The sequence below is a fragment of the Paenibacillus sp. GYB003 genome, from assembly GCF_036577625.1.
Lineage (GTDB): Bacteria > Bacillota > Bacilli > Paenibacillales > NBRC-103111 > Paenibacillus_AB.
Genome location: NZ_JARBDC010000069.1, coordinates 306280 through 323970 on the forward strand (window position 1 = coordinate 306280; position 17691 = coordinate 323970).

Annotated in this window: 20 protein-coding genes, 1 pseudogene and 1 riboswitch; of the genes and pseudogenes, 7 read left to right on the forward strand and 14 right to left on the reverse strand. The window is 58.6% G+C overall.

Annotation, left to right across the window (positions count from 1 at the left end):
* Window positions 1-3: 3 nt before the first annotated feature.
* Window positions 4-103, reverse strand: a riboswitch (cyclic di-GMP riboswitch).
* A 229-nt stretch (window positions 104-332) separates the two neighbouring features.
* Entirely contained in the window at window positions 333-677 is a 345-nt protein-coding gene (locus tag PV407_RS22950; RefSeq protein WP_332092330.1) for a hypothetical protein, read from the reverse strand.
* Between the two features lie 160 nt (window positions 678-837).
* Here PV407_RS22950 and PV407_RS22955 point away from each other — a divergent pair, with 160 nt between their 5' ends.
* From PV407_RS22955 to PV407_RS22970, 4 genes and pseudogenes are all read left to right on the forward strand, one after another.
* The gene (locus PV407_RS22955; protein WP_332092331.1) at window positions 838-1662 is read left to right on the forward strand and encodes a DUF2935 domain-containing protein; all 825 of its coding nucleotides are present in this window, start codon (window positions 838-840) and stop codon (window positions 1660-1662) included.
* A gap of 153 nt (window positions 1663-1815) precedes the next feature.
* Window positions 1816-2675 (forward strand): annotated as a pseudogene (locus PV407_RS22960) (cation diffusion facilitator family transporter).
* A gap of 250 nt (window positions 2676-2925) precedes the next feature.
* Entirely contained in the window at window positions 2926-3168 is a 243-nt protein-coding gene (locus PV407_RS22965) for a hypothetical protein (RefSeq protein ID WP_332092332.1), read from the forward strand.
* Window positions 3169-3325: 157 nt separating this feature from the next.
* The gene (locus PV407_RS22970; protein ID WP_332092333.1) at window positions 3326-3529 is read left to right on the forward strand and encodes a hypothetical protein; all 204 of its coding nucleotides are present in this window, start codon (window positions 3326-3328) and stop codon (window positions 3527-3529) included.
* A gap of 31 nt (window positions 3530-3560) precedes the next feature.
* Here the strand turns inward: PV407_RS22970 and PV407_RS22975 are convergent, their stop codons facing one another.
* The 10 genes from PV407_RS22975 to PV407_RS23020 form a co-directional block, all read right to left on the reverse strand.
* Window positions 3561-4196, reverse strand: coding sequence for a hypothetical protein (locus PV407_RS22975; RefSeq protein WP_332092334.1), 636 nt, complete (start codon window positions 4194-4196; stop codon window positions 3561-3563).
* Window positions 4193-5587 (reverse strand): UDPGP type 1 family protein, encoded by a 1395-nt coding sequence (locus PV407_RS22980; RefSeq protein ID WP_332092335.1) that lies wholly within the window; start codon window positions 5585-5587, stop codon window positions 4193-4195. Before PV407_RS22980 ends, PV407_RS22975 begins: the two co-directional genes overlap by 4 nt.
* Window positions 5588-6217: 630 nt before the next feature.
* Window positions 6218-7744, reverse strand: a complete 1527-nt coding sequence (locus tag PV407_RS22985; protein WP_332092336.1) for a sigma-54 interaction domain-containing protein — start codon at window positions 7742-7744, stop codon at window positions 6218-6220.
* A 169-nt stretch (window positions 7745-7913) separates the two neighbouring features.
* Window positions 7914-8195, reverse strand: a complete 282-nt coding sequence (locus tag PV407_RS22990) for a hypothetical protein (protein WP_332092337.1) — start codon at window positions 8193-8195, stop codon at window positions 7914-7916.
* A gap of 109 nt (window positions 8196-8304) precedes the next feature.
* Window positions 8305-8967 (reverse strand): nucleotidyltransferase family protein, encoded by a 663-nt coding sequence (locus tag PV407_RS22995; protein WP_332092338.1) that lies wholly within the window; start codon window positions 8965-8967, stop codon window positions 8305-8307.
* Window positions 8922-9434 carry a CYTH domain-containing protein gene (locus PV407_RS23000; protein ID WP_332092339.1) on the reverse strand — a complete coding sequence of 171 codons (513 nt, stop codon included), beginning with the start codon at window positions 9432-9434 and terminating at the stop codon, window positions 8922-8924. The genes PV407_RS22995 and PV407_RS23000 overlap by 46 nt, the downstream gene beginning before the upstream one ends.
* Before the next feature lie 174 nt (window positions 9435-9608).
* Window positions 9609-10586, reverse strand: a complete 978-nt coding sequence (locus PV407_RS23005) for a Gfo/Idh/MocA family protein (RefSeq protein WP_332092340.1) — start codon at window positions 10584-10586, stop codon at window positions 9609-9611.
* 168 nt (window positions 10587-10754) lie between these two features.
* Window positions 10755-11759 (reverse strand): sialidase family protein, encoded by a 1005-nt coding sequence (locus PV407_RS23010; protein WP_332092341.1) that lies wholly within the window; start codon window positions 11757-11759, stop codon window positions 10755-10757.
* 189 nt (window positions 11760-11948) lie between these two features.
* A complete protein-coding gene (locus tag PV407_RS23015; RefSeq protein WP_332092342.1) occupies window positions 11949-13085 on the reverse strand; it encodes an ROK family transcriptional regulator in 1137 nt (378 codons plus the stop codon).
* A gap of 188 nt (window positions 13086-13273) precedes the next feature.
* Window positions 13274-14416, reverse strand: coding sequence for a glucose 1-dehydrogenase (locus PV407_RS23020; RefSeq protein ID WP_332092343.1), 1143 nt, complete (start codon window positions 14414-14416; stop codon window positions 13274-13276).
* 287 nt (window positions 14417-14703) lie between these two features.
* On the opposite strand from PV407_RS23020, the gene PV407_RS23025 reads away from it, so the two are divergent.
* Genes PV407_RS23025 through PV407_RS23035 form a run of 3 tightly spaced genes read left to right on the forward strand, consistent with a single transcriptional unit; the run spans window position 14704 to window position 15920 of the window.
* Window positions 14704-15111 (forward strand): hypothetical protein, encoded by a 408-nt coding sequence (locus tag PV407_RS23025; RefSeq protein WP_332092344.1) that lies wholly within the window; start codon window positions 14704-14706, stop codon window positions 15109-15111.
* Window positions 15104-15532: an SRPBCC family protein gene (locus PV407_RS23030; protein ID WP_332092345.1), complete on the forward strand. Its 429-nt coding sequence runs from the start codon at window positions 15104-15106 to the stop codon at window positions 15530-15532. The genes PV407_RS23025 and PV407_RS23030 overlap by 8 nt, the downstream gene beginning before the upstream one ends.
* Entirely contained in the window at window positions 15519-15920 is a 402-nt protein-coding gene (locus PV407_RS23035; protein ID WP_332092346.1) for an ArsR/SmtB family transcription factor, read from the forward strand. The genes PV407_RS23030 and PV407_RS23035 overlap by 14 nt, the downstream gene beginning before the upstream one ends.
* A gap of 101 nt (window positions 15921-16021) precedes the next feature.
* On the opposite strand, the gene tatA is transcribed toward PV407_RS23035, so the two are convergent.
* The 3 genes from tatA to PV407_RS23050 form a co-directional block, all read right to left on the reverse strand.
* The gene (gene tatA / locus PV407_RS23040; protein WP_332092347.1) at window positions 16022-16222 is read right to left on the reverse strand and encodes a twin-arginine translocase TatA/TatE family subunit; all 201 of its coding nucleotides are present in this window, start codon (window positions 16220-16222) and stop codon (window positions 16022-16024) included.
* A 58-nt stretch (window positions 16223-16280) separates the two neighbouring features.
* On the reverse strand, window positions 16281-17009 hold the full coding sequence (tatC, locus tag PV407_RS23045; RefSeq protein ID WP_332092348.1) for a twin-arginine translocase subunit TatC: 729 nt from the start codon (window positions 17007-17009) through the stop codon (window positions 16281-16283).
* A gap of 39 nt (window positions 17010-17048) precedes the next feature.
* The coding region (locus tag PV407_RS23050) for a GMC oxidoreductase (RefSeq protein WP_332092349.1) at window positions 17049-17691 on the reverse strand (643 nt) is incomplete at its 5' end.

Sequence of the window (17691 nt, forward strand, 5' to 3'; positions counted from 1 at the left end):
GTATTCGGCAGCTGGCTGGCGGTAGCATTTGCATTGCTCAGCAAATCCGTTAGCCCCTATAGCTTTGCGTCCCCACTTTTCAATGGGTTTGCCATGTCGTACGAGCAGTTAAATAGTTGAAAATTTTAACATAACTTAAAAGTATAATATAAAATAATTATAAATTAGGTACTTCAGACTCATTTTTTGTAGTTATTTCTTTCTATTTGTTGTTTTTAGGAAAAATATGATGATAAAAGAGCGCCGGTCAACCTATTTTATTAAAACCTTTGTTTTGTTATAAAAACAAGAGAGCTGCCCGATGAGGACAGCTTGTCTTACCCGCCTATTCTTTAAAACTCCTCATGATCCTGCTCAAAGAATCCCATTAGCTTCAATGTATTGGCCATACTTTCGGTTCCCTCAAGTATCTTCCTGCGGATCAAGCCATAGCGGAAGAACAACAACGTCTCCTTGTAAGAGTATCCCTGCATGAACCTGTAATCGACAGCCTTCTTTGCGTCTGGATCCCGAATTAAAGTGAATGCCCTCCAGAGCTGATGCGCGTAGAACCGATACCGTTGATACACCCAGCGTTGCTTTTCAATCAGAATTGTAGCATTGGCTGTCTTGACCGCGTACAGATCCTCCTGATCGATTCGACGAGCTACCTCGCCGTCAATTATCGTCTGCTTCAAGCTTAAGCGTATTGCGAATTGTCCGCGCTACGCTTTTTTTGATTTATTGTGTACCGACGTGGATACGAAAAAGATCATCGTTGATCGATTGGGACAATTCAATATCCGGACATCTGCACATATAATTCAGAAGAATTAAAAAACGCGGGAGGGAATTTGGATGACAGACGCTTTTGTGGAGCGCTCATTGGATGAAGTTCGATTTTGGTCTCGAATCATGAAGGAGCATTCTCTTTTTTTAAAATTGGGATTTCGATGTGAAGACACGCAACTGATCTATGAAGCCAATTACTTTTATGGTGTTTTCGAATCAATCGAGAACAGGGCCAATGCATTTACGATCGGAACGGACCCTCAAACGATCCGAAAATTTAATGAAGAAATTTATAATGCCGTTTCACACATTTGGGCTTTTAAACGAAAAGTGCTTGGATTGATTTTGACGTGTCAGCTGCCAGGGGCAAATAATTTCCCTTTGCTGGTCGATCATGTAAGCAGGGAGGCGAACTATTTCAGAAATCGGTTGGCTGAGCTTAATTCGGGTAGGTTGGAGCCGTTGCCCGACGCCATTATTGACGAAAACGTTTTTTTTCTGAGAATTATGGCCGATCATGCCAAATTCATCAGTCATTTGCTTGATCCTTCCGAACGGAAGCTTGTCGAGCAAGCAAACGATTTCAGCCACGATTTCGATCAATTGTTGTTTCAAGCAAGAGATTTAGAATCCATGCGACCCCAATCGCAGACCGTACCACTTCTTGATCAATTCCTCGACCAAAACAGAGTTTCGGTTACATCTCTTCGTGACTTCAAAAGGACAGCACGTGATTTAATTGAGGCATGCCGTATAAAGAGCATCATTCATCCCCTTTTGGCCGATCATGTGTTTCGTGAAGCTGAACGTTTCCTATTCATTATTGACCTATTTGAAAATAGTTTGTGTGGAAAGCCAGTGAAATCGATGCAAGAACTCATATTTGAATAATCATAGAGGATGATGGCCAAACTGCCCTTTCGTATTAAGGTATTCAGGATCATCCTATGGCGGATCAGGTTTGTCACGGAACGGCTATCGCCAAAAACAGAGTTTGAACCTTTTCTATAGTAGCGTAAAGTTAGTCGAGAGAAAAAGTCGGTTGTGTATAACAACTTGCAGCAAGGGGAAAGAGGCGCTTGGGTAAGCATAATCGCTTATATTTGATTATCCGTATTAAAATTAACGATAGGATACTTGTTTTTTTCCGAAGCGCTACAGGCAGATGGATTAAATAATACGACCGACATTATTGCTTCCGTAGCTGTATTGATTGGCCTTCGAATCTCAAGGAGACCGCCGGATCAAAATCATAAATACGGCCGCTTTCGGGCAGAGACGACTGCTACTTTAATTGCATCGCTTATTATGGCGGCTGCAGGAATTCAAGTTTTGGTTCAAGCCGTAATGACCTTTTTCGAAGACACGATTCGTATACCGGGCATGGTAACAGCGTGGACGGCGCTTGTTTGTGGGATTGTAATGTTTGTGGTTTATAGATATAACCTAAAACTGGCAAAACGGACGAATAGTAGTGCAGTGATGGCAGCTGCACAGGATAATCGTTCTGATGCATTCGTTAGTTTAGAGGCATTTGTAGGAATACTTGGTGCCCAATTCGGTTTGAACTGGCTCGATCCGTTCGCGGCCACGGCTGTCGGAGTCATAATCTGTAAGACTGCGTATGAAATATTCCGCGATGCGATTCATTCTTTATCCGACGGGTTTCATAAAAATGAATTGTTTCAATTTAAAACAACAATACGAACAACACCTGGTGTGCAAAATCTGAAAGACATTAAAGCCAGAGCACACGGTAACTACGTATTGCTCGATGTCACGATAATGGTCGATGAGAAAATGAGCGTTGCAGAAAGTCATACGATTACAGAAGAAATAGAACGGCGTATGAAAGAAGACCATAGGGTTGGCATGTCCATATTCATATTGAACCGGGTGGTTAGAAAGCCATAGTCAGGTTCGCTATTAGCGCCGGTGTCGCCCGTAGCACCAGTAGCGCCGGTAACGCCGGTAACGCCGGTAGCGCCGGTAGCACCAGTAGAGCCGGTGTCGCCCGTAGCGCCGGTGGCGCCGGTTACTTTTAACAATTGGACATCATCGATAAGTACGTCCGCTGAGCCGGGTGTTGATACTTTGTTATTTCGACTTCCCGGCGCGTCCGAAGACAGCCTTCCGTTGTGGAAGGAACGATTTATGGAAGAGGAGATCCGCGGTGCTCGATCCGGGGAGGTTGAAAAAAAGATCGATCTACAGCTGCAGCGTTTTATCGATTTTTTTGAAGCTCGGTTCGGCCGCGTGCGTGTCTCCGCAGTAACGCGTCGGGAAGTGGAGGCTTGGCTCAATTATCTGTTTCCGGATGATCCGGACCAAAAAGCGCATTTTGCGCCGGCAACGGTCAACAACCACAAGGTGCACCTCTCTTTATTCATGAGCTAGTTAAGTCAGAAGGTGCCCGACCTGCTGCCGGAAGATCCGACCATCAAGGATATTCGGCTGCCGGCTCCGGAGGCAAGGGCACTGACGGCCGAACAGGTCATATCGGTCATAACGTCTGCGATCGGCCGGAACGATTCCACCAGCTGAAGGGCCGAAGATGGAAAGGACAACCGGCGCCGCTCAAAAGCCGGACGCCCTTCACGCGGAGCGATTCGTACGCCGCCTCGATGTCGGCCGTATCGAGATAAAAGCTTGGCCGCTCGAGCGGCGCCGCGCGTTCACCCTTGAGCAGGTGCATGACATGCTGGCCTTGCAGATGAAGCTCCGCGAAGGAAGCCGTAATCGTGCGGACCGATCGTAAAGCCGAGATGATCGCGATACCAGGCGGCCGCCTATTGCGACGGCTCGACGACGACGACGGTTTTCGCCTCCAAATCGACGATGCGGGTGCGGACGTCGTCTTTGGCGATAAACAACGGTTCGCCGGACGAATCGATGCAATAGGCGATCGGAATCGATACGGGGCTGTCCCGATAAGCCCCGTCGGCATGGCTCGTCCCGACGATCGTCGCCCGGCACGCGGCGGCCAGCCGCCGGGCCGCCCGAATCCACTCGTCGAACTGTTCGTCGCTGAACATGCCTACCCCGATCGGATGCACGATCAAGTCGACGCCGGCCTCCTCCGCCCCGCCGAGTCCTCGCAGCACGAGCTCGTCGCACAGGACGAACCCGATCCTCCGCCCTCCCGCGATCGCGATTTCGGGCGCGCCGTATTTGGCGCGCTCCAGTACGATGTCGCCCGACCGGTCGATGACGATCGCCCGGTCCTTCGGCTTCTCGTCCGTCCGGCGGTGCCCGGTCGCCAAGATCGTATCGCTGCTGCGGGCAAGACGGCGGGCTTCCTCCACGTTTTGATTCAAATAGCCTTCCGGAAAAATCGCCATATCGGCGTCCGGGCGGCGATTGAGCTCCAGCTCGAGCCGATCCGTGCGCGGTTCCAGCTTCGGCTGGACGATCAGCAGCTTCATCCGGACTCCCCCTCTCCGTCGCATGACGGGACCCGCTCCAGCAGCGACTTTACGACATCGGGCGTCAGCCCTTCGCCGGCATACGAAACGAGCGGCGATATTTCGATGTCGCGTCCGTCCGGCGGCTGCGGCCCCGCCCCCGCCTCGGCCAGCCATTTCCGGTGCAAGTCGAGCACGAGGCGGCAGGCCGTCCGCGGGCTGTCTTCGCCTTCTTTGTTTTTGACCGGCGCGAACTCTTCCTCCCGACGAAAGCTCAATACGGTCATCCGCTCGGCAAGCGGGAAATAGTCAAAAATGAACGTCTCGAGCTTGCAGCCGTTCGGCGCATCGGGCGTGAAAGGCTCGCCTCTGCCGTCGACCGTCTTTATTTTTTTGTGCGCCGCATGGTACGCGATGTCCCGTTCCGCATGGCGCTCGATGAAATCGAGCCGGAACAGGTGGATCGAAAGATTGCCCAAGCCGTAAACAAGTCGTCCGGCGGCGTCTTTCTCGTATAACAGCCGTTCGGGCACTTCGGAATATTCCAAGACGGCGGGGCGGCCGTCCTTCAGACACAGCACGCCGACTTTTTCCTCCGGATGCGTTTTGTACGCCGCCTTCGTCGCGATCGGGTTGCCGTAATGGGCGGCGGCGCCGACGAACAAAGGATCGGCGATCCGGATCAAGGCGTTGTCCACGTTGTAGTAAAACACCCACTCGATCCCTCTCCGCTTCATATCGGCCAACGCGCCGGACCGCTTCAACGAGGCGAACGCATCGCCGTTTCCGCTCGGGGCGAAGCCGATCTCGTCCCGGGCCGCCAGCAGCATGCGGCCGGCCTCGTCGATCGCCGGCAAGCTTTGCTGCTTGACCATGCGAATATCGTCGGGCGCATACCCGAAATACCCGGACGATTGGAAAAAGCGCGACGTTTCGGCGTCGTTGTCCGCGCTCGTCATCACGTACCAAGGAATCGTCCGGCCGGCCCGGCCGGATAAGTTCAGCAGCCGCTCCGCCTGCAGCTGGAACAAGGACTTGCCCGAAGGCAGCCCGATGCGGAACGTTCCTTTCGGCCCCTCGTGCCCCAGGCGGCTTCCTTGCCCGCCGGCGACGACGAAAGCGGCGACTTTGCCTTGGCGGAGCAGCTCCCAGCCTTTTTCCGTAAGCCTTTCCTTTTCTCGCGCATCATACGCCGTCGCATCGATCGCTTCGATCGGCGCGATCCGGCCGGCAACGGCGGCGTTCCGTTTCGCTCCGTCCGCGAGCGCGGCGAACGCCGGGAAATCGATCGCTTCGATTTGATCCAACAGCCGGCGCTTCGAATCGTCGGACAGCGAATCGTAAAAGCGGAGCACATGCTCCTGCCCGAAAGCGGCGGCGCGTTTCGCAAGCGTTTCGTATCGGGTATTCATGATAGCTGCGGCACCCCTTCCGGCTTATTCTCCTGTAATCCGGCATTGCATCCGAACAATCCGACTAACCCGGCATGTCCGCGATCATCGCCGCCGGTCATTTTTCGCCTATCGTCGTTCAGCTTGCTTCTTAACGCTCACAGGTTGCACGATCGATCTTTCCGGACCGAGCCGAATGCAAAGGGACAACCGCCGCACAAGCGGCCGAGGATCGCTAGCAATCCCCTACGTTTTCGCGTCCGTTGTCTCCCCTGCCGCCCGGTCGTACAGCCCATATAACCGGAATTTCTCCTTCTAATCTGTCCTTTGTCGCGCCTCGGCTCGATGTACCCGGAAAAACTCCCGTTAAACCGACGCCGCATCGGTAAAAAGCGCGATTTTGGAAAAGGGTACGGGAGGTTTTCCCGCAAATCAAGGCCGACAGCGTGGAAATCGACAAAATAACGTGAGGTTTTCCGGTTGTCGAGAAATCCTGTTTTGCGTAAAGGCTGCCGCGTTATCGAGGAGAGCGTGCGGCTTCGGCCGCTCGAGCGTCGATCTCGGGCCGCCCGCCGTGCGTGCGGTACGGTTCCGGCGACCCGGCTTACTGTTGGCCTATCGCGATCGTTCAATAAAAAAACGTCGCGGCCGTTATCGCCTGTCGTTCACCGCGCCGTCTCCCGCTCGGCCGTTCGGCATCGTCCGCGCGACAATGCCGTACTGCTCCGCCTTCTGATACAGGCTCGACTTGCTCATGCCGAGCAGCGCCGCCGCTTTCCGCCTGTCGCCCTCGGCCCGGTCGATCGCATCCTGCAGCAGCCGTTTCTCGAATTCGGCCATTTTCGCCTTCCACGTCCCTTCTGCCTCCGCGGCCGAATCCCCGGGCGTCAGAGGCGCCGATCCGCCGCGGCCCGATCGCTCGTCCGCCGAAGCGGCGGCAACGATCTCCGCCGGCAAAGCGGCGCGGTTCAGCACGGCGCCCTCCATCGCGTACAGCGCCCGCTCCGCGACGTTGCGCAGCTCGCGCACGTTGCCGGGCCAGCCGTACCGCATCAGCAGCCGCTCGCATTCCGCGTCGACGCCTTCGGCCGGAATGCCGGTTTCCTTGGAAAGCTGCGGCAGCAATGCGCCCAATATCGCCGGAATATCCTCCGCCCGCTCGCGCAGCGGAGGAAGGCGGAGCGGGACGACATGGAGCCGGTAAAACAAATCTTCGCGAAACGCCCCTTCCCGGACGAGCTTCGCCAAATCCCGATTCGTCGCCGCAATGACGCGCGCGTCGACCGGCTCGGGCTTGTCCGCGCCGACCGGCTCGATTTCCTTCTCCTGCAGCACCCGCAGCAGCTTCGCCTGCTGGGACGGCAGCAGCTCGCCGACTTCGTCGAGGAAAATCGTCCCTTTGTTCGCCTGCGCGAACTTGCCTTTTTTCCCGCTTCGCCTCGCCCCGGTGAACGAGCCTTCCTTGTAGCCGAACAGCTCGGATTCGAACAGCGCCTCCGGGATGGCGGAGCAGTTGACCGCGACGAACGGGCCGAACCGGCGCATGCTTTCGCGATGAATCGCATGGGCGAGCAGTTCCTTGCCGGTCCCGCTTTCCCCGCTGATCAATACGGTGCTGTCGCTTTTCGCGATTTTCGACGCCATCGTCTTCAGCTTGCGGATCGGCTCGCTGTTCCCGACGATATGCTCGAAGCCGTACTTCGCTCCGGACGCGTCCCGGCTTTTCGCCTCGCCGTAATGCAGGTGCGCCTTGATTTCCTTATATTTGGCGTTCATTTCGAACAGGTTGTCGATGTCCTGGAACATAATTTTGCCGACGACGGCGACCAATTCGCCGCCGCTGCGGATCGGGATGCGGCTCGCGATCATCCAATGACCGCGAATTTGCTGCAGGTCGGCGATTTCCGCCTTGCCCGTTTCGGCGACGATGTGCAGCCGGGTGTTCGGGATGACGTCCGTCACATGCTTGCCGATCATATCCGCCGCGTCCAGCTGAAGAAACGAAGCGTACGTCCGGCTCGCCGACAGCACGTAGCCTTTCGCGTCCGCGACGACGATGCCCTCGTATGCGTTTTCAAGCGCGAATTTGTACAGCGCCAAATCTCGTTCGATTTGCCGTCCTCCGGCCGCGCGTTCCCGAATCAACCGGTGAACCCATCCGTTGCTGCGGATTTTCACCCGAGTTCCCTCCCCACGAAAAGAACGAAGCGCATACGTATTCGATGCCGCGATGCGATTATCCTTTTCGCCGCGCCGAGAAACCGCGCAAACCGGAGGCGACCGACCGGACCGCCAAAGATCCGGGATCGGGACGATCGCCGGATCGTGCGCGCGGTCGGCCGGAGCGTCAAGCCGATTTGCCGCCGCTTTCGGCGACGATTTTGTCGGCAAAGCTTCTGATCGTCGAGCAGCCGAGCAGCGGCGGCTTCGAGACGCAGTTCAGCGACAGGCTGCCGCTTCGCGCGTCCCATGCGTATTGGAAGCCGACCTTCAGACCGGCGACCTGAATCGAGAAGCTGCCCGTCGGCGCGTTCGGAATCGAAATTCCTTTCTTCTTGCCGAGCGTCTGCAGCGTGCGGAACACGGTCGGCGTAACGTTTCGGTATCTCATCGTCGGACATACGGCCATCCTGCATCGTCCCCTCATCCTGGTGTCGTACTGTATGTATATGAGGGGCGGCTTGGCTAACGTGCGGCCATCCGCGGATGATCGAGCCTTTCCATAAAAATCGGGATCGCTATTCGCCGTCCCAGGGGACGACGTTCAATCCGGGCCATCTCGACGTCCATCGCGCCGTCTTCGCTTCGTAAATGTGCCGCGTAATTTGCACTTTGTTCGGGCGAACGATCAGGCCGAGCAAATCGTCCAGCCCGTAGGGGGCGTATACGCGCCATCCGCCTTGACCGTCCGCGCGAACGCCGATAGCGGTCGCCGTCGTCGGCCATGTATCGATCGCCTCCTCCAGCGAGCCGTACGGCTCGATCGGATAGCCGAAACGCCGTTCGTACCACAGGTGGACGCGCGCCTCGTTTTTCACGTCGAGCCGGATCGGCAGCTCGGCAAACAGCCGTTCCGCCTCAAGGGCCGTTCGTCGTTCGCCGTCTTCGGACAAGTCCGCGTCGTCGAAATAAACGAGGTCGATGTCTTGGATGCCGTATTCCGGCGGCAAGCCGGATAAACGGTTCCATACCGTTTGCGCAACGCAGCCCGCGCCGATATAATAGTCGCCCAGCCCGAGCCGCGGGGCGCTTCGCAGCAGCTTCTCCATCGTCGGACTGGACAGGACGATGTCGATCAGCCGGCCGATTTGCGCGCTGCCGTAACCGCCCTCGCCGGCCGCGTTAAGGGACGCGTTCAGGGGAGCCGCCCCCTTTTTACGATCAAATCTTCGTTGGAACAATCGAGCTTGTTTCGCATATAAGGGCGCAGCTTCTCCCCGTACACCGCAAGGTCGGCCGGCTCGGCGTTCCCGACCGTTTCGATTTCGAACACGTTTCCGACGCCTTCCACCTCATCCAGATGAAACAGGAACCGGCGGTCGGCCCATCGTTCTCTTCGCTTCCGCACGATCGTCGGCTCGCCGTACAGCGAGCGCAGCAAATCGACGAGCCCGCCGTCCCGGATCTCGAAATAATCGAAACGGACCTCGCGTTCGTCGTCCGCCCTGGCGTACACGTAAACGAGCAAAACCCCGCCGCCTTCGTCCCGCGCTTTGATCTTTCCCCCGGGTACGTCGCCGCGTGTAAAGATATAGTCCGTCTGAAGCTTGACGCCGCCCGGCTGCGCCCCGAGCTCCGCCAGCGCGTCCCGGACGGAATCGAAATCTTCGCAAATAAATTTGGCCTCCCGGCGCAAGGCGACTTCCATCCCGCTCCGACTCCTTTCGGCGATTTCGGGCTCGGCGCCCTTTTCTTGCACGCAAGCCGGCCCCGAATCGCGGATATATCAAAAAGCTGCATGCGCCGCTCGCCGAATAACGCGTAAACGCATTCGACCGGCCGGCACGCTGCAGCTTCAGTTTACCAAACATATGTTCCTCTATCAATCGATTTCGGCGAGCGGGTCGTAACCGGCCGCTTTATAGATGTCCTCCGTCAAACGGACGACCTTCAGGGCGAATTCGCCCGGAACGAGCACCTCGTGACGTCCGAGAATCGCGTCGACGAAGCTTTTGTCCTGGTTTGTTTCCCGCGCCGGCAGCTCGGGGTATTCGGGCTCCTTGCCGAGCCGGAGCAGCGCGATGCGGCCGTTGTCGTAACGGATCGCCCCTTCTTCGCCGCAAAACATATACGTTTCGTGCCAGCCTTGCGCGAAGCCGACAACGTTCAAGCTCGCGATCGGACCTTCGGCGAAGCGGACGGCGGTAAACGAGTCGATCTCGACCGGGGCGCCGTGACGGTGCAGCATCGGCTTGACCTCGACGGGCGTCATGTTCGTCGTCCAAAGCAGCACGTCCACGATATGGCTGCCCGAATCCATCAGCATCCCGCCGCCGGAAAGCGAAGGGACCGCTCTCCAGCTTCCGGCCGTCAGCTGCTTCCATTCCTGATACAGCGAAGCGGTCACCGACGTTAGCTTGCCGATCGCCCCGTCCTGCAGCGCCTTGCGAATATATAAAAATTCCGGCTGAAAATGGCGCTGATACGATACCTGCAGCAGCTTGCCCGCCTCCCGCGCGGATGCGATCAGCCGCTCGGCTTCGGCCGACGAGCATGTCATCGGCTTTTCGACGAGCACGTGGCAACCGGCTTTCAGCGCGTCGGTCGCCTGTTCGAAATGGAGCGTATGGGGCGAGCAGATGACGACGGCGTCCAGCGCGCATTCGTTCAACATATCGCGATAGTCGTCATGGACGGCGACCCCGTCCAAACCGAACTTATGGATAAACTTGTCCCGGCTGTCCGCATTCGGATCGGCCAGCGCCGCGATTTCCGCTTCCCCGGAAAGCTCCAGCAGCTGTCTGCCGTGCCATTGCGATATTCCGCCCGTGCCGATGAACCCGAAGCGCAATTTTCCCATCTCGCCCACTCCCCAATTGGAAAATATCGGTGCAGATCACTCTAACTATATGCCGCTTCGGGCGCACGGTCAAGACGGAATAGAGGCCGAGCGAGGCTTGCGCCAATCAAGCCAGCGCGGCGCCCGGGCCGGTTGCGGCCGCGGCTGCGGGCCATACATGTTCCGGGCCTATTCGACCGTCAGCTTCCAGTACGCGATCCGTTCTCTTCTCCACGTATACGTCAAATGCAGCTCGTTGCCGCAGCCGATCACGGCCGGATACGAATATTCGCCCGGCTCCCGCTCCAGGACGAATTCGTCGTTCCAGCTGCTGCCGTTATCGGCGGAAAAGCGGACGACGAGAGGGGTCCTTCCTTTTTCCACGGGGTTGCAAACGAGCGCCAGCAGCCCGTTGTCCATTTTCGTCAAATCGATCCCGCTGTTGTTGTTCGGCACGCCGGTCGCGTACGCTTCGCACCACGTGCGGCCCCCGTCGGCGGAGTCGCTGCGGAAGATGAAGCGGTCGGTGCTGCGCAGCAGCATATGCACGATGCCCGGCTCGGACTCCCACAGCGTCGGCTGAATGACGCCTTTGTTGACGACGACGCCGGGCTTCGGAACGGCGTCGCCGGACGAACGTTCGGCGCGGCGAAGCGGAACGAAGCCGGTCCGGCTCCAGGTCGCCCCCTCGTCGGACGATAAATCGACGAAGGCGTCCCAGCGCTCCTTCGTTTCGACGGAGGCCGGCGCGGCGAGCAAGCCGCCGGCCAAACGGATCGGCTTGTTTTTGACCGGGCCGCGGCCGCCGACGTCCCCTTCGACCAGCTCTTTCGGCGGAGACCAGACGCCGCCGAAATCGGAGGAGGTCGAAACGAGCGTGCGCCATGACGGGATTTTGTGCCCGGCTTTGTAGTACAGGTCGACGCGCCCGTCGACGCGCCGATACAGCACCGGATTCCACAGCGGCTCCTCGTCGCTTGCCGCGATGCGCCGGGGCTCGCTCCAGCTGCCGTCTTCGCCGCCGCTGCGCAGCGAAGCCCAAATGTCGACGTCCCGGGCCCCTTCGGCGGTACCGCCGAACCAGGCGGCAAGCACGTCCCCGTCGTCGCTTCGGATCAAAGTCGAGGCATGGCAAGACTTGAACGGACGCTCGTCTTTGAAAATGAATTCCTTGCGGGCCAACCGGATTGGCATCCTCATCCCATCCTTCGCTATAGTGGTGGACGAATCCCGAACGATGCGCCCCGGCCGGACTATCGGCCGTTTTTTCGCACGCATTTGCTTATTCTTTAAGTTTAGTTGTCGAAAAAAGCGGGCGTTCGAAGCGCCGTCTTTTTCGAATCGCCGCGAGAACGAGCTGCGTGCCGCTCCGGGCCGCTTGCGTTACGCTTCGGCGAGCGATAACAACCGGACCGGCTCGGACAGCAAAAAACCGAATACGAGCGCCGCCGCCCCGACCGCGCTTTGGGACGTGCCGAACGTCGACGGCTCGATGCGCAGCCGGTCCTTCGCAAAGGCGTACAGCCGCGAGCGCAAATGGCGCTGCACCGGAGCCATATAGTCCGCCAAATACGGGTACAGCCGCCCGCCGAGCACGACCAGTTCCGGATCGTACAAGTTGAAAACGTTGATGAGCGCCGTTTCCAGGTAGCCGAGCGTATCCTCCATGCAGCGCACCGCATCGGGATCGCCGGCCCGGACGGCCTCCGCGAACCGGTCCATCGAGCCGCCGCCCGGCCATCGGCTCAATATGCCGGGAATCGAACCGACCGTTTCCCAGCAGCCGCGGTTGCCGCAATCGCACATGTTCCCGTCGATGACGATCGTCATATGGCCGACTTGACCGCACAGCCCGTTTGTGCCGCGCACGATTTTGCCGCCGGACACGACGCCGCCGCCGATCCCGATGCCCATCGTGATGAAGACGAGATCCTGGATCGTGCGCCCCAGGCCGTACCAGCGTTCGGCCATGGCCGACGTGCGCGCGTCGTCCTCGATCATCGTGACGAGGCTGAACTTTTCTTCGAGCACGCTGCGCAGCGGATAGCCTTGCCAGCCGGGAAAATTGGGCGGATCGAGAAGCTTGCCGGCGCCGTAATCCATCGGACCGGGGACGCCCGCGCCCAATCCGAGTATCGTATATCCCGCCTTCTCGATATCGTTTTTCAGTTCGGACAAAAGCGGGTCGATGACGGCGAAATAGTCGTCCGGTCCTGCCTTGTCGCTCATGTCGCGCTCGATCGTGCGGAGCACGTTGCCGTGCAGATCGACGACGACGATTTCGACCGTAGCCCGTCCGATGTCAAGTCCGATGATCCGGTATTGGCCCGGATCGAAGCCGAGCATCACTCGCCGCCGCCCGACGTTTCCGGAAATCGCTTCGAACTCGCGGATCACGTTCCGCTCGATCAGCTCGTGGGTCAAGTTCGTAATCGTGCCCGACGTAAGCCCGGTATGCTCGACCAGCTCCACTCTCGATATTTGCTGGTGCTGCCATATTTTCTCCAGCACCTCGGACATGTTGCTTTGCTTCACCTGTTTCAAATAGGCGATTTTATTGGGCTGAATGCCGGGTCTCCTCCTAATGCGAACGCAAGTTTCCTTAATAATTTAATTAATACGATTATAATCAATCGACCGGCGCCTTGTAAACGTCATTCCGCCGGCGGCGTCCTCCGTCCGTTTAACGTGTCGGGGATCGTTTTGCCCTATGCCCGAGCGGCCACGTCGACGACCGCTTTCACCGCAATGGCGGAAAAATCGAGGTCGGGCACTTGCTCCATCGCAAGCCGATCGGTAACGATTCCGGCGAGCAGTCCGGGAAATTGCCGCTCGATTTCTTGGAGACGGCGAATGCCCGTTTCGAAATCGGCTCGCGAGGCGTTGACCGACCCGACGATGCATTTGTTTTTCAGCACGATTTCCTGGTTGAGCGCGGCGATCGGTATTTCCGCGCGGCCGTTTCCGGACGTGACGCCCAGTATCGCCAGCACGCCGTTCGGCCGGAGCAGCTTCATCGATTCGAAGGCGAGCGGCGGATGGCCGCTGCATTCCCAAATGACGTCCGGCTCGATCCGATGGACGGCCGCATATTCGTCCAGACCGGAACCGGACGGGTCATTCGGCCGCCCGGACGATCCGGCGTCGGCCGGCTTGCGATCGACCGCGTCATGGTAATGCGCACCGCACCGGCGGACCAGATCGGCGTTTGCGCTGGCGCGTCCCGACATCGACCAAACGTGCGTCTCCAGGCCGAGGCTCCGGCATGTAACCGCCGCCAAAATGCCGAGCGGCCCCGAGCCCGTTACGAGCGCCGTTTTCGGCTCCCAGCGGACGCGCTTTTGGATATGGCCGATCTCGTTCCACACTTTTTCGACGATGCTTTGCGGCTCGACGAGTACGCCGTAAGAAGCGCAAGCTTCGGGGACCGGCACGACGTAACGGGCTTTTTCGACCACATATTCGCACAAAAAACCGTCGGCGCCGCGAATTCCGCGTTCGGTATACGCGCCGCTGACGCAATAATCCTGCTGCCCCGAGCCGCACGGGACGCAGGAGTCGCTGCCGCAAGGCCGCCGGACAAGCGCCGTAACGAGCTCGCCGGGCGAAAATCCGGCCGCCTCCCCCGCACGCTCGACGACGCCGAACAGCTCGTGACCGATCACCATCCGCTCCGCACCGTCCGGCAATACGCCGTACCGGTCCCGGACGATTTCCCGGTCGGTCCCGTCCAGCCCGACGCTCAGCACCCGGATGAGCACGTCGTCCGGCGCGGCGAGCGTCGGCTCCGGCAAATCGGCGACGGCGACGAATTGGCGGTCCGCGCCGTTTTGGATGACTACCGCTTTCATGCAATGTCTCCTTTCCTTGCTGCGGGCATGGCTCCGTCTGAGGCCGCCGATTTTACTTAATCATTAATTAAATTCATTATATAAGGAAACCGGGACGGTTGTAAACCGCCGAGGCGAATGTGCGCAGGCCGCGTTTTGCCATCGCCGCTCGCGCGATGAGCGGTTCGTCCGGCACGAAAGCGCCCGGACCCATCGTTTCCCGGTCCCTCCCCCGCTTGACACGAAACCAAACGGTGTCGTATCATAAATGCGAAACCAAACAGTTTCATATCGAACGGAGGTAACGAATGGATCAGGAAGCGATACGGAAGAAGCTGCGCTACAAAGGCGGATCGGCCGCCGTCATGAACGCGCCGGACGGCTACGGTCTGGGCGTCGCGGACGCCGCGGGCACCGACGGGCACGATTTTGTGCTGCTGTACGTTCATAATGCCGCGGAAGCGAACGAATGGCTGCCCCGGGCGATCGCGCTGCTGAACGACGATGCGGTATTCTGGATCGCCTACCCGAAGCAGAGCTCGAAAATGAATTCCGACTTGAACCGGGATCGTTTGTGGGCATTGGTGCAAAGCATGACTTCGTACCGAGCCGTCAGCAACGTCGCGATCGACGACAAATGGTCGGCAATCCGCTTTCGCCGCGAGGATCGGGTGAAGGCGGGCCAAACAAACAAATCGGAGGTTGACCATGGATAATCAAACGAAGCATCCGCTGCCCGATATTCGCCAAACGCAGCTGCTGAACGCGCCGATCGGCAAAGTGTGGGACGCCGTCGCCACTTCGGAAGGCATTGCCGCGTGGTTCATGCCCAATACGTTTCAACCGGAGCTCGGCTACGAATTCGTTTTGCATGCCGGACCGTTCGGCGATTCGCCCTGCAAAGTGACGGAGCTCGACCCGCCGCGCCGTCTTTCCTTCACGTGGGGCAAAGATTGGACGCTCACGTTCGAGCTGGCCGAGGTCGGCGGCAAGACGGAATTTACGCTGATTCACGGCGGATGGGGCGATGCGGACACGCTGACCGAGTTCGGCGATCCCCATCGGATCGTACGCGAGCGGATGTCGCAAGGCTGGATCGGGCTGAATCAAAAGCTCGCGGCGTATGTCGAAGGCTAAAACGGCGTCCGGCGACGCGCTTCCGAAGCACGACGTCTTCCAGGCCATCGCCGATCCGACCCGGCGCAAGCTGCTGCTTCTGCTGGACGAGCGGGAAATGCCGGTCACCGTCATCAGCAGCCATTTTCCGATGAGCCGGACGGCCGTCTCGAAGCATTTGCGCATCCTGTCCGACGCCGGGCTCGTCAAGGAGCGAAAAGTCGGCCGCGAAACGCGATACCGGATGGAGCCCGAGCCGCTGCTCGAGCTGAAACGCTGGCTCGCCTATTTCGAGCGGTACTGGGAAAACAAGATGGCCGCGCTCAAACGGCTCGTCGAATCGGACGATCCGGTGGACGGCGGCGCGACGCGTTCGCCCGCCGCCTTGCGCGAGGCCGACAAGCAGTAATGCCGGGGCCTCCGCTTCGCATGCTGCTTTCAGGGCGAAATCAAAAACAACCTCCCGAGCCGGTCGGCTCATCAGGGAGGTTGTTTTGCTTGCGCCCGCGCTTACGGCAGCCGCTTCACTTCTTGCGCCGCGTTCGATTCCGCGTGGTCGCCGTCTTCCACGATGCCGCGGGTCGAATTGCGGAATTCGCGAAGCGTATCCCCGAACGCCCGTCCGAGCTGGGGCAGCTTCGCCGGACCGAAAATGACGAGCGCGATCGCCAAAATGATGATCAAGCCCGAAACGCCGATATTGTTGAGCATGCGTTTGACCTCCTTTCCTAGAGTGCCGATCCCGATCGGGGGGCCGGTCCCCTGGCATTCATTCCCCGGGAACCGCCGCCTTCATCGAGCGCCATTGCCGGCCCGATACGAGCACGCTGATTTCGAACAGCACGATGAGCGGAATCGTAACCGACAGGTGCGAGACGAAATCGGGAGGCGAAATGCACGAGCCGACGATCGCCAGACCGAGGTAAGCGTATTTGCGCACCGCCTTGAGCCTCCCCGGCGTCAGCAGCCCGAGCCGCGTCAGAAACAGCAGGACGACCGGCAGCTCGAAGGCGACCGCCATCGGAAAGACGACGCTGAACAAAAACGAGAAATACCGGTCGATGCCGTACGTTTCGACCGCGCCGATCGTCCGGTTCATCTTTTCCATAAACCGGAGCATCATCGGGAACACGACGAAGTAGCTGAACGACGCGCCGCCGAGAAACAGCGCGAACGAGATCGGCACGTACGCCAGCGTCCCTTTCGCCTCCTCGTCCGTCAGTCCCGGACGAACGAACGCCCATACCTGATACAGCAGCACGGGGAGCGTGAACAGGACGGCCACGAGCAGAGCGCACTTCATGTAAATGAACAGCCCGTCGGTAAACGCGAACACGTTCCATTCGACCGACGCCGTCGCCGTCTGGTTTTTCAGCATCAGCAGCAGCCGGGGCGAAACGTACAGCCCGGCGCACAGCATGGCGAAAAACCAGCCGAATACGACGAGCAGCCGTTTGCGCACCTCGGTCAAATGAACGATCAACTCTTCCTGATCCATGAGCGTTCAGCTCGCTTTCCTCGGCAGGGCCGCAAGCGATCAGACGACGAGCCCGCTGCCCTGCTTCAAATATTTGGAGATGCCGTCGGCCGCGCGATAGGCGAGGGCCCCCACGGTCGCCGTCGGGTTGTTGCCGCTGTTGTGGGCGAACGCGGAGGCGCCGACGACGAACAAGTTTTCCGCATCCCACATTTGCAAATACGAGTTGACCGCCGACGTCGAAGGATCGGCCCCCATGACCGCTCCGCCCGTATTGTGGGTCGATTGGTACGGCACGATGTTGTACGGGTTGAGCTGGTCGTTCGAGCCGACCGTCGTCGGTCCCATCTCCTGCATAATTTCCTTCGTCTTCGCCGCCATATATTTGACGAGCTGACGATCCTGCTCCTCGAAATCGTACGTAATCCGGATGAGCGGAATGCCGTAAGCGTCCTTGTACGTCGGGTCCAGATCGACGTAATGGTGTCTCCACGGCATGTTCGACCCTTGCGAGGCGACGGTCAGCGTGCTGTACGCGTACTTGAGCGAAGCCTGCTTAAACTCCTTGCCCCACTGCGGCGTACCCGCCGGAACCGAGTTGTTCGCGATCGGCCGCTGCCCGGTCTGGAACAGCCGGATGCCCGCCCCGTGAATGAACGGCAGGTTGGAATGGTCGAAGTTGTCGGCGTTCAGCTCGGCGATC

Bases quoted from the DNA above. Each gene is read 5' to 3' on its own strand.
- PV407_RS22955 (WP_332092331.1), top strand. From the start codon at position 838: ATGACAGACGCTTTTGTGGAGCGCTCATTGGATGAAGTTCGATTTTGG.
- PV407_RS22965 (WP_332092332.1), top strand. From the start codon at position 2,926: ATGGAAGAGGAGATCCGCGGTGCTCGATCCGGGGAGGTTGAAAAAAAG.
- PV407_RS22970 (WP_332092333.1), top strand. From the start codon at position 3,326: ATGGAAAGGACAACCGGCGCCGCTCAAAAGCCGGACGCCCTTCACGCG.
- PV407_RS22975 (WP_332092334.1), bottom strand. From the start codon at position 4,196: ATGAAGCTGCTGATCGTCCAGCCGAAGCTGGAACCGCGCACGGATCGG.
- PV407_RS22980 (WP_332092335.1), bottom strand. From the start codon at position 5,587: ATGAATACCCGATACGAAACGCTTGCGAAACGCGCCGCCGCTTTCGGG.
- PV407_RS22990 (WP_332092337.1), bottom strand. From the start codon at position 8,195: ATGGCCGTATGTCCGACGATGAGATACCGAAACGTTACGCCGACCGTG.
- PV407_RS23000 (WP_332092339.1), bottom strand. From the start codon at position 9,434: ATGGAAGTCGCCTTGCGCCGGGAGGCCAAATTTATTTGCGAAGATTTC.
- PV407_RS23005 (WP_332092340.1), bottom strand. From the start codon at position 10,586: ATGGGAAAATTGCGCTTCGGGTTCATCGGCACGGGCGGAATATCGCAA.
- PV407_RS23010 (WP_332092341.1), bottom strand. From the start codon at position 11,759: ATGCCAATCCGGTTGGCCCGCAAGGAATTCATTTTCAAAGACGAGCGT.
- PV407_RS23015 (WP_332092342.1), bottom strand. From the start codon at position 13,085: ATGTCCGAGGTGCTGGAGAAAATATGGCAGCACCAGCAAATATCGAGA.
- PV407_RS23020 (WP_332092343.1), bottom strand. From the start codon at position 14,416: ATGAAAGCGGTAGTCATCCAAAACGGCGCGGACCGCCAATTCGTCGCC.
- PV407_RS23025 (WP_332092344.1), top strand. From the start codon at position 14,704: ATGGATCAGGAAGCGATACGGAAGAAGCTGCGCTACAAAGGCGGATCG.
- PV407_RS23030 (WP_332092345.1), top strand. From the start codon at position 15,104: ATGGATAATCAAACGAAGCATCCGCTGCCCGATATTCGCCAAACGCAG.
- PV407_RS23035 (WP_332092346.1), top strand. From the start codon at position 15,519: ATGTCGAAGGCTAAAACGGCGTCCGGCGACGCGCTTCCGAAGCACGAC.
- tatA (WP_332092347.1), bottom strand. From the start codon at position 16,222: ATGCTCAACAATATCGGCGTTTCGGGCTTGATCATCATTTTGGCGATC.
- tatC (WP_332092348.1), bottom strand. From the start codon at position 17,009: ATGGATCAGGAAGAGTTGATCGTTCATTTGACCGAGGTGCGCAAACGG.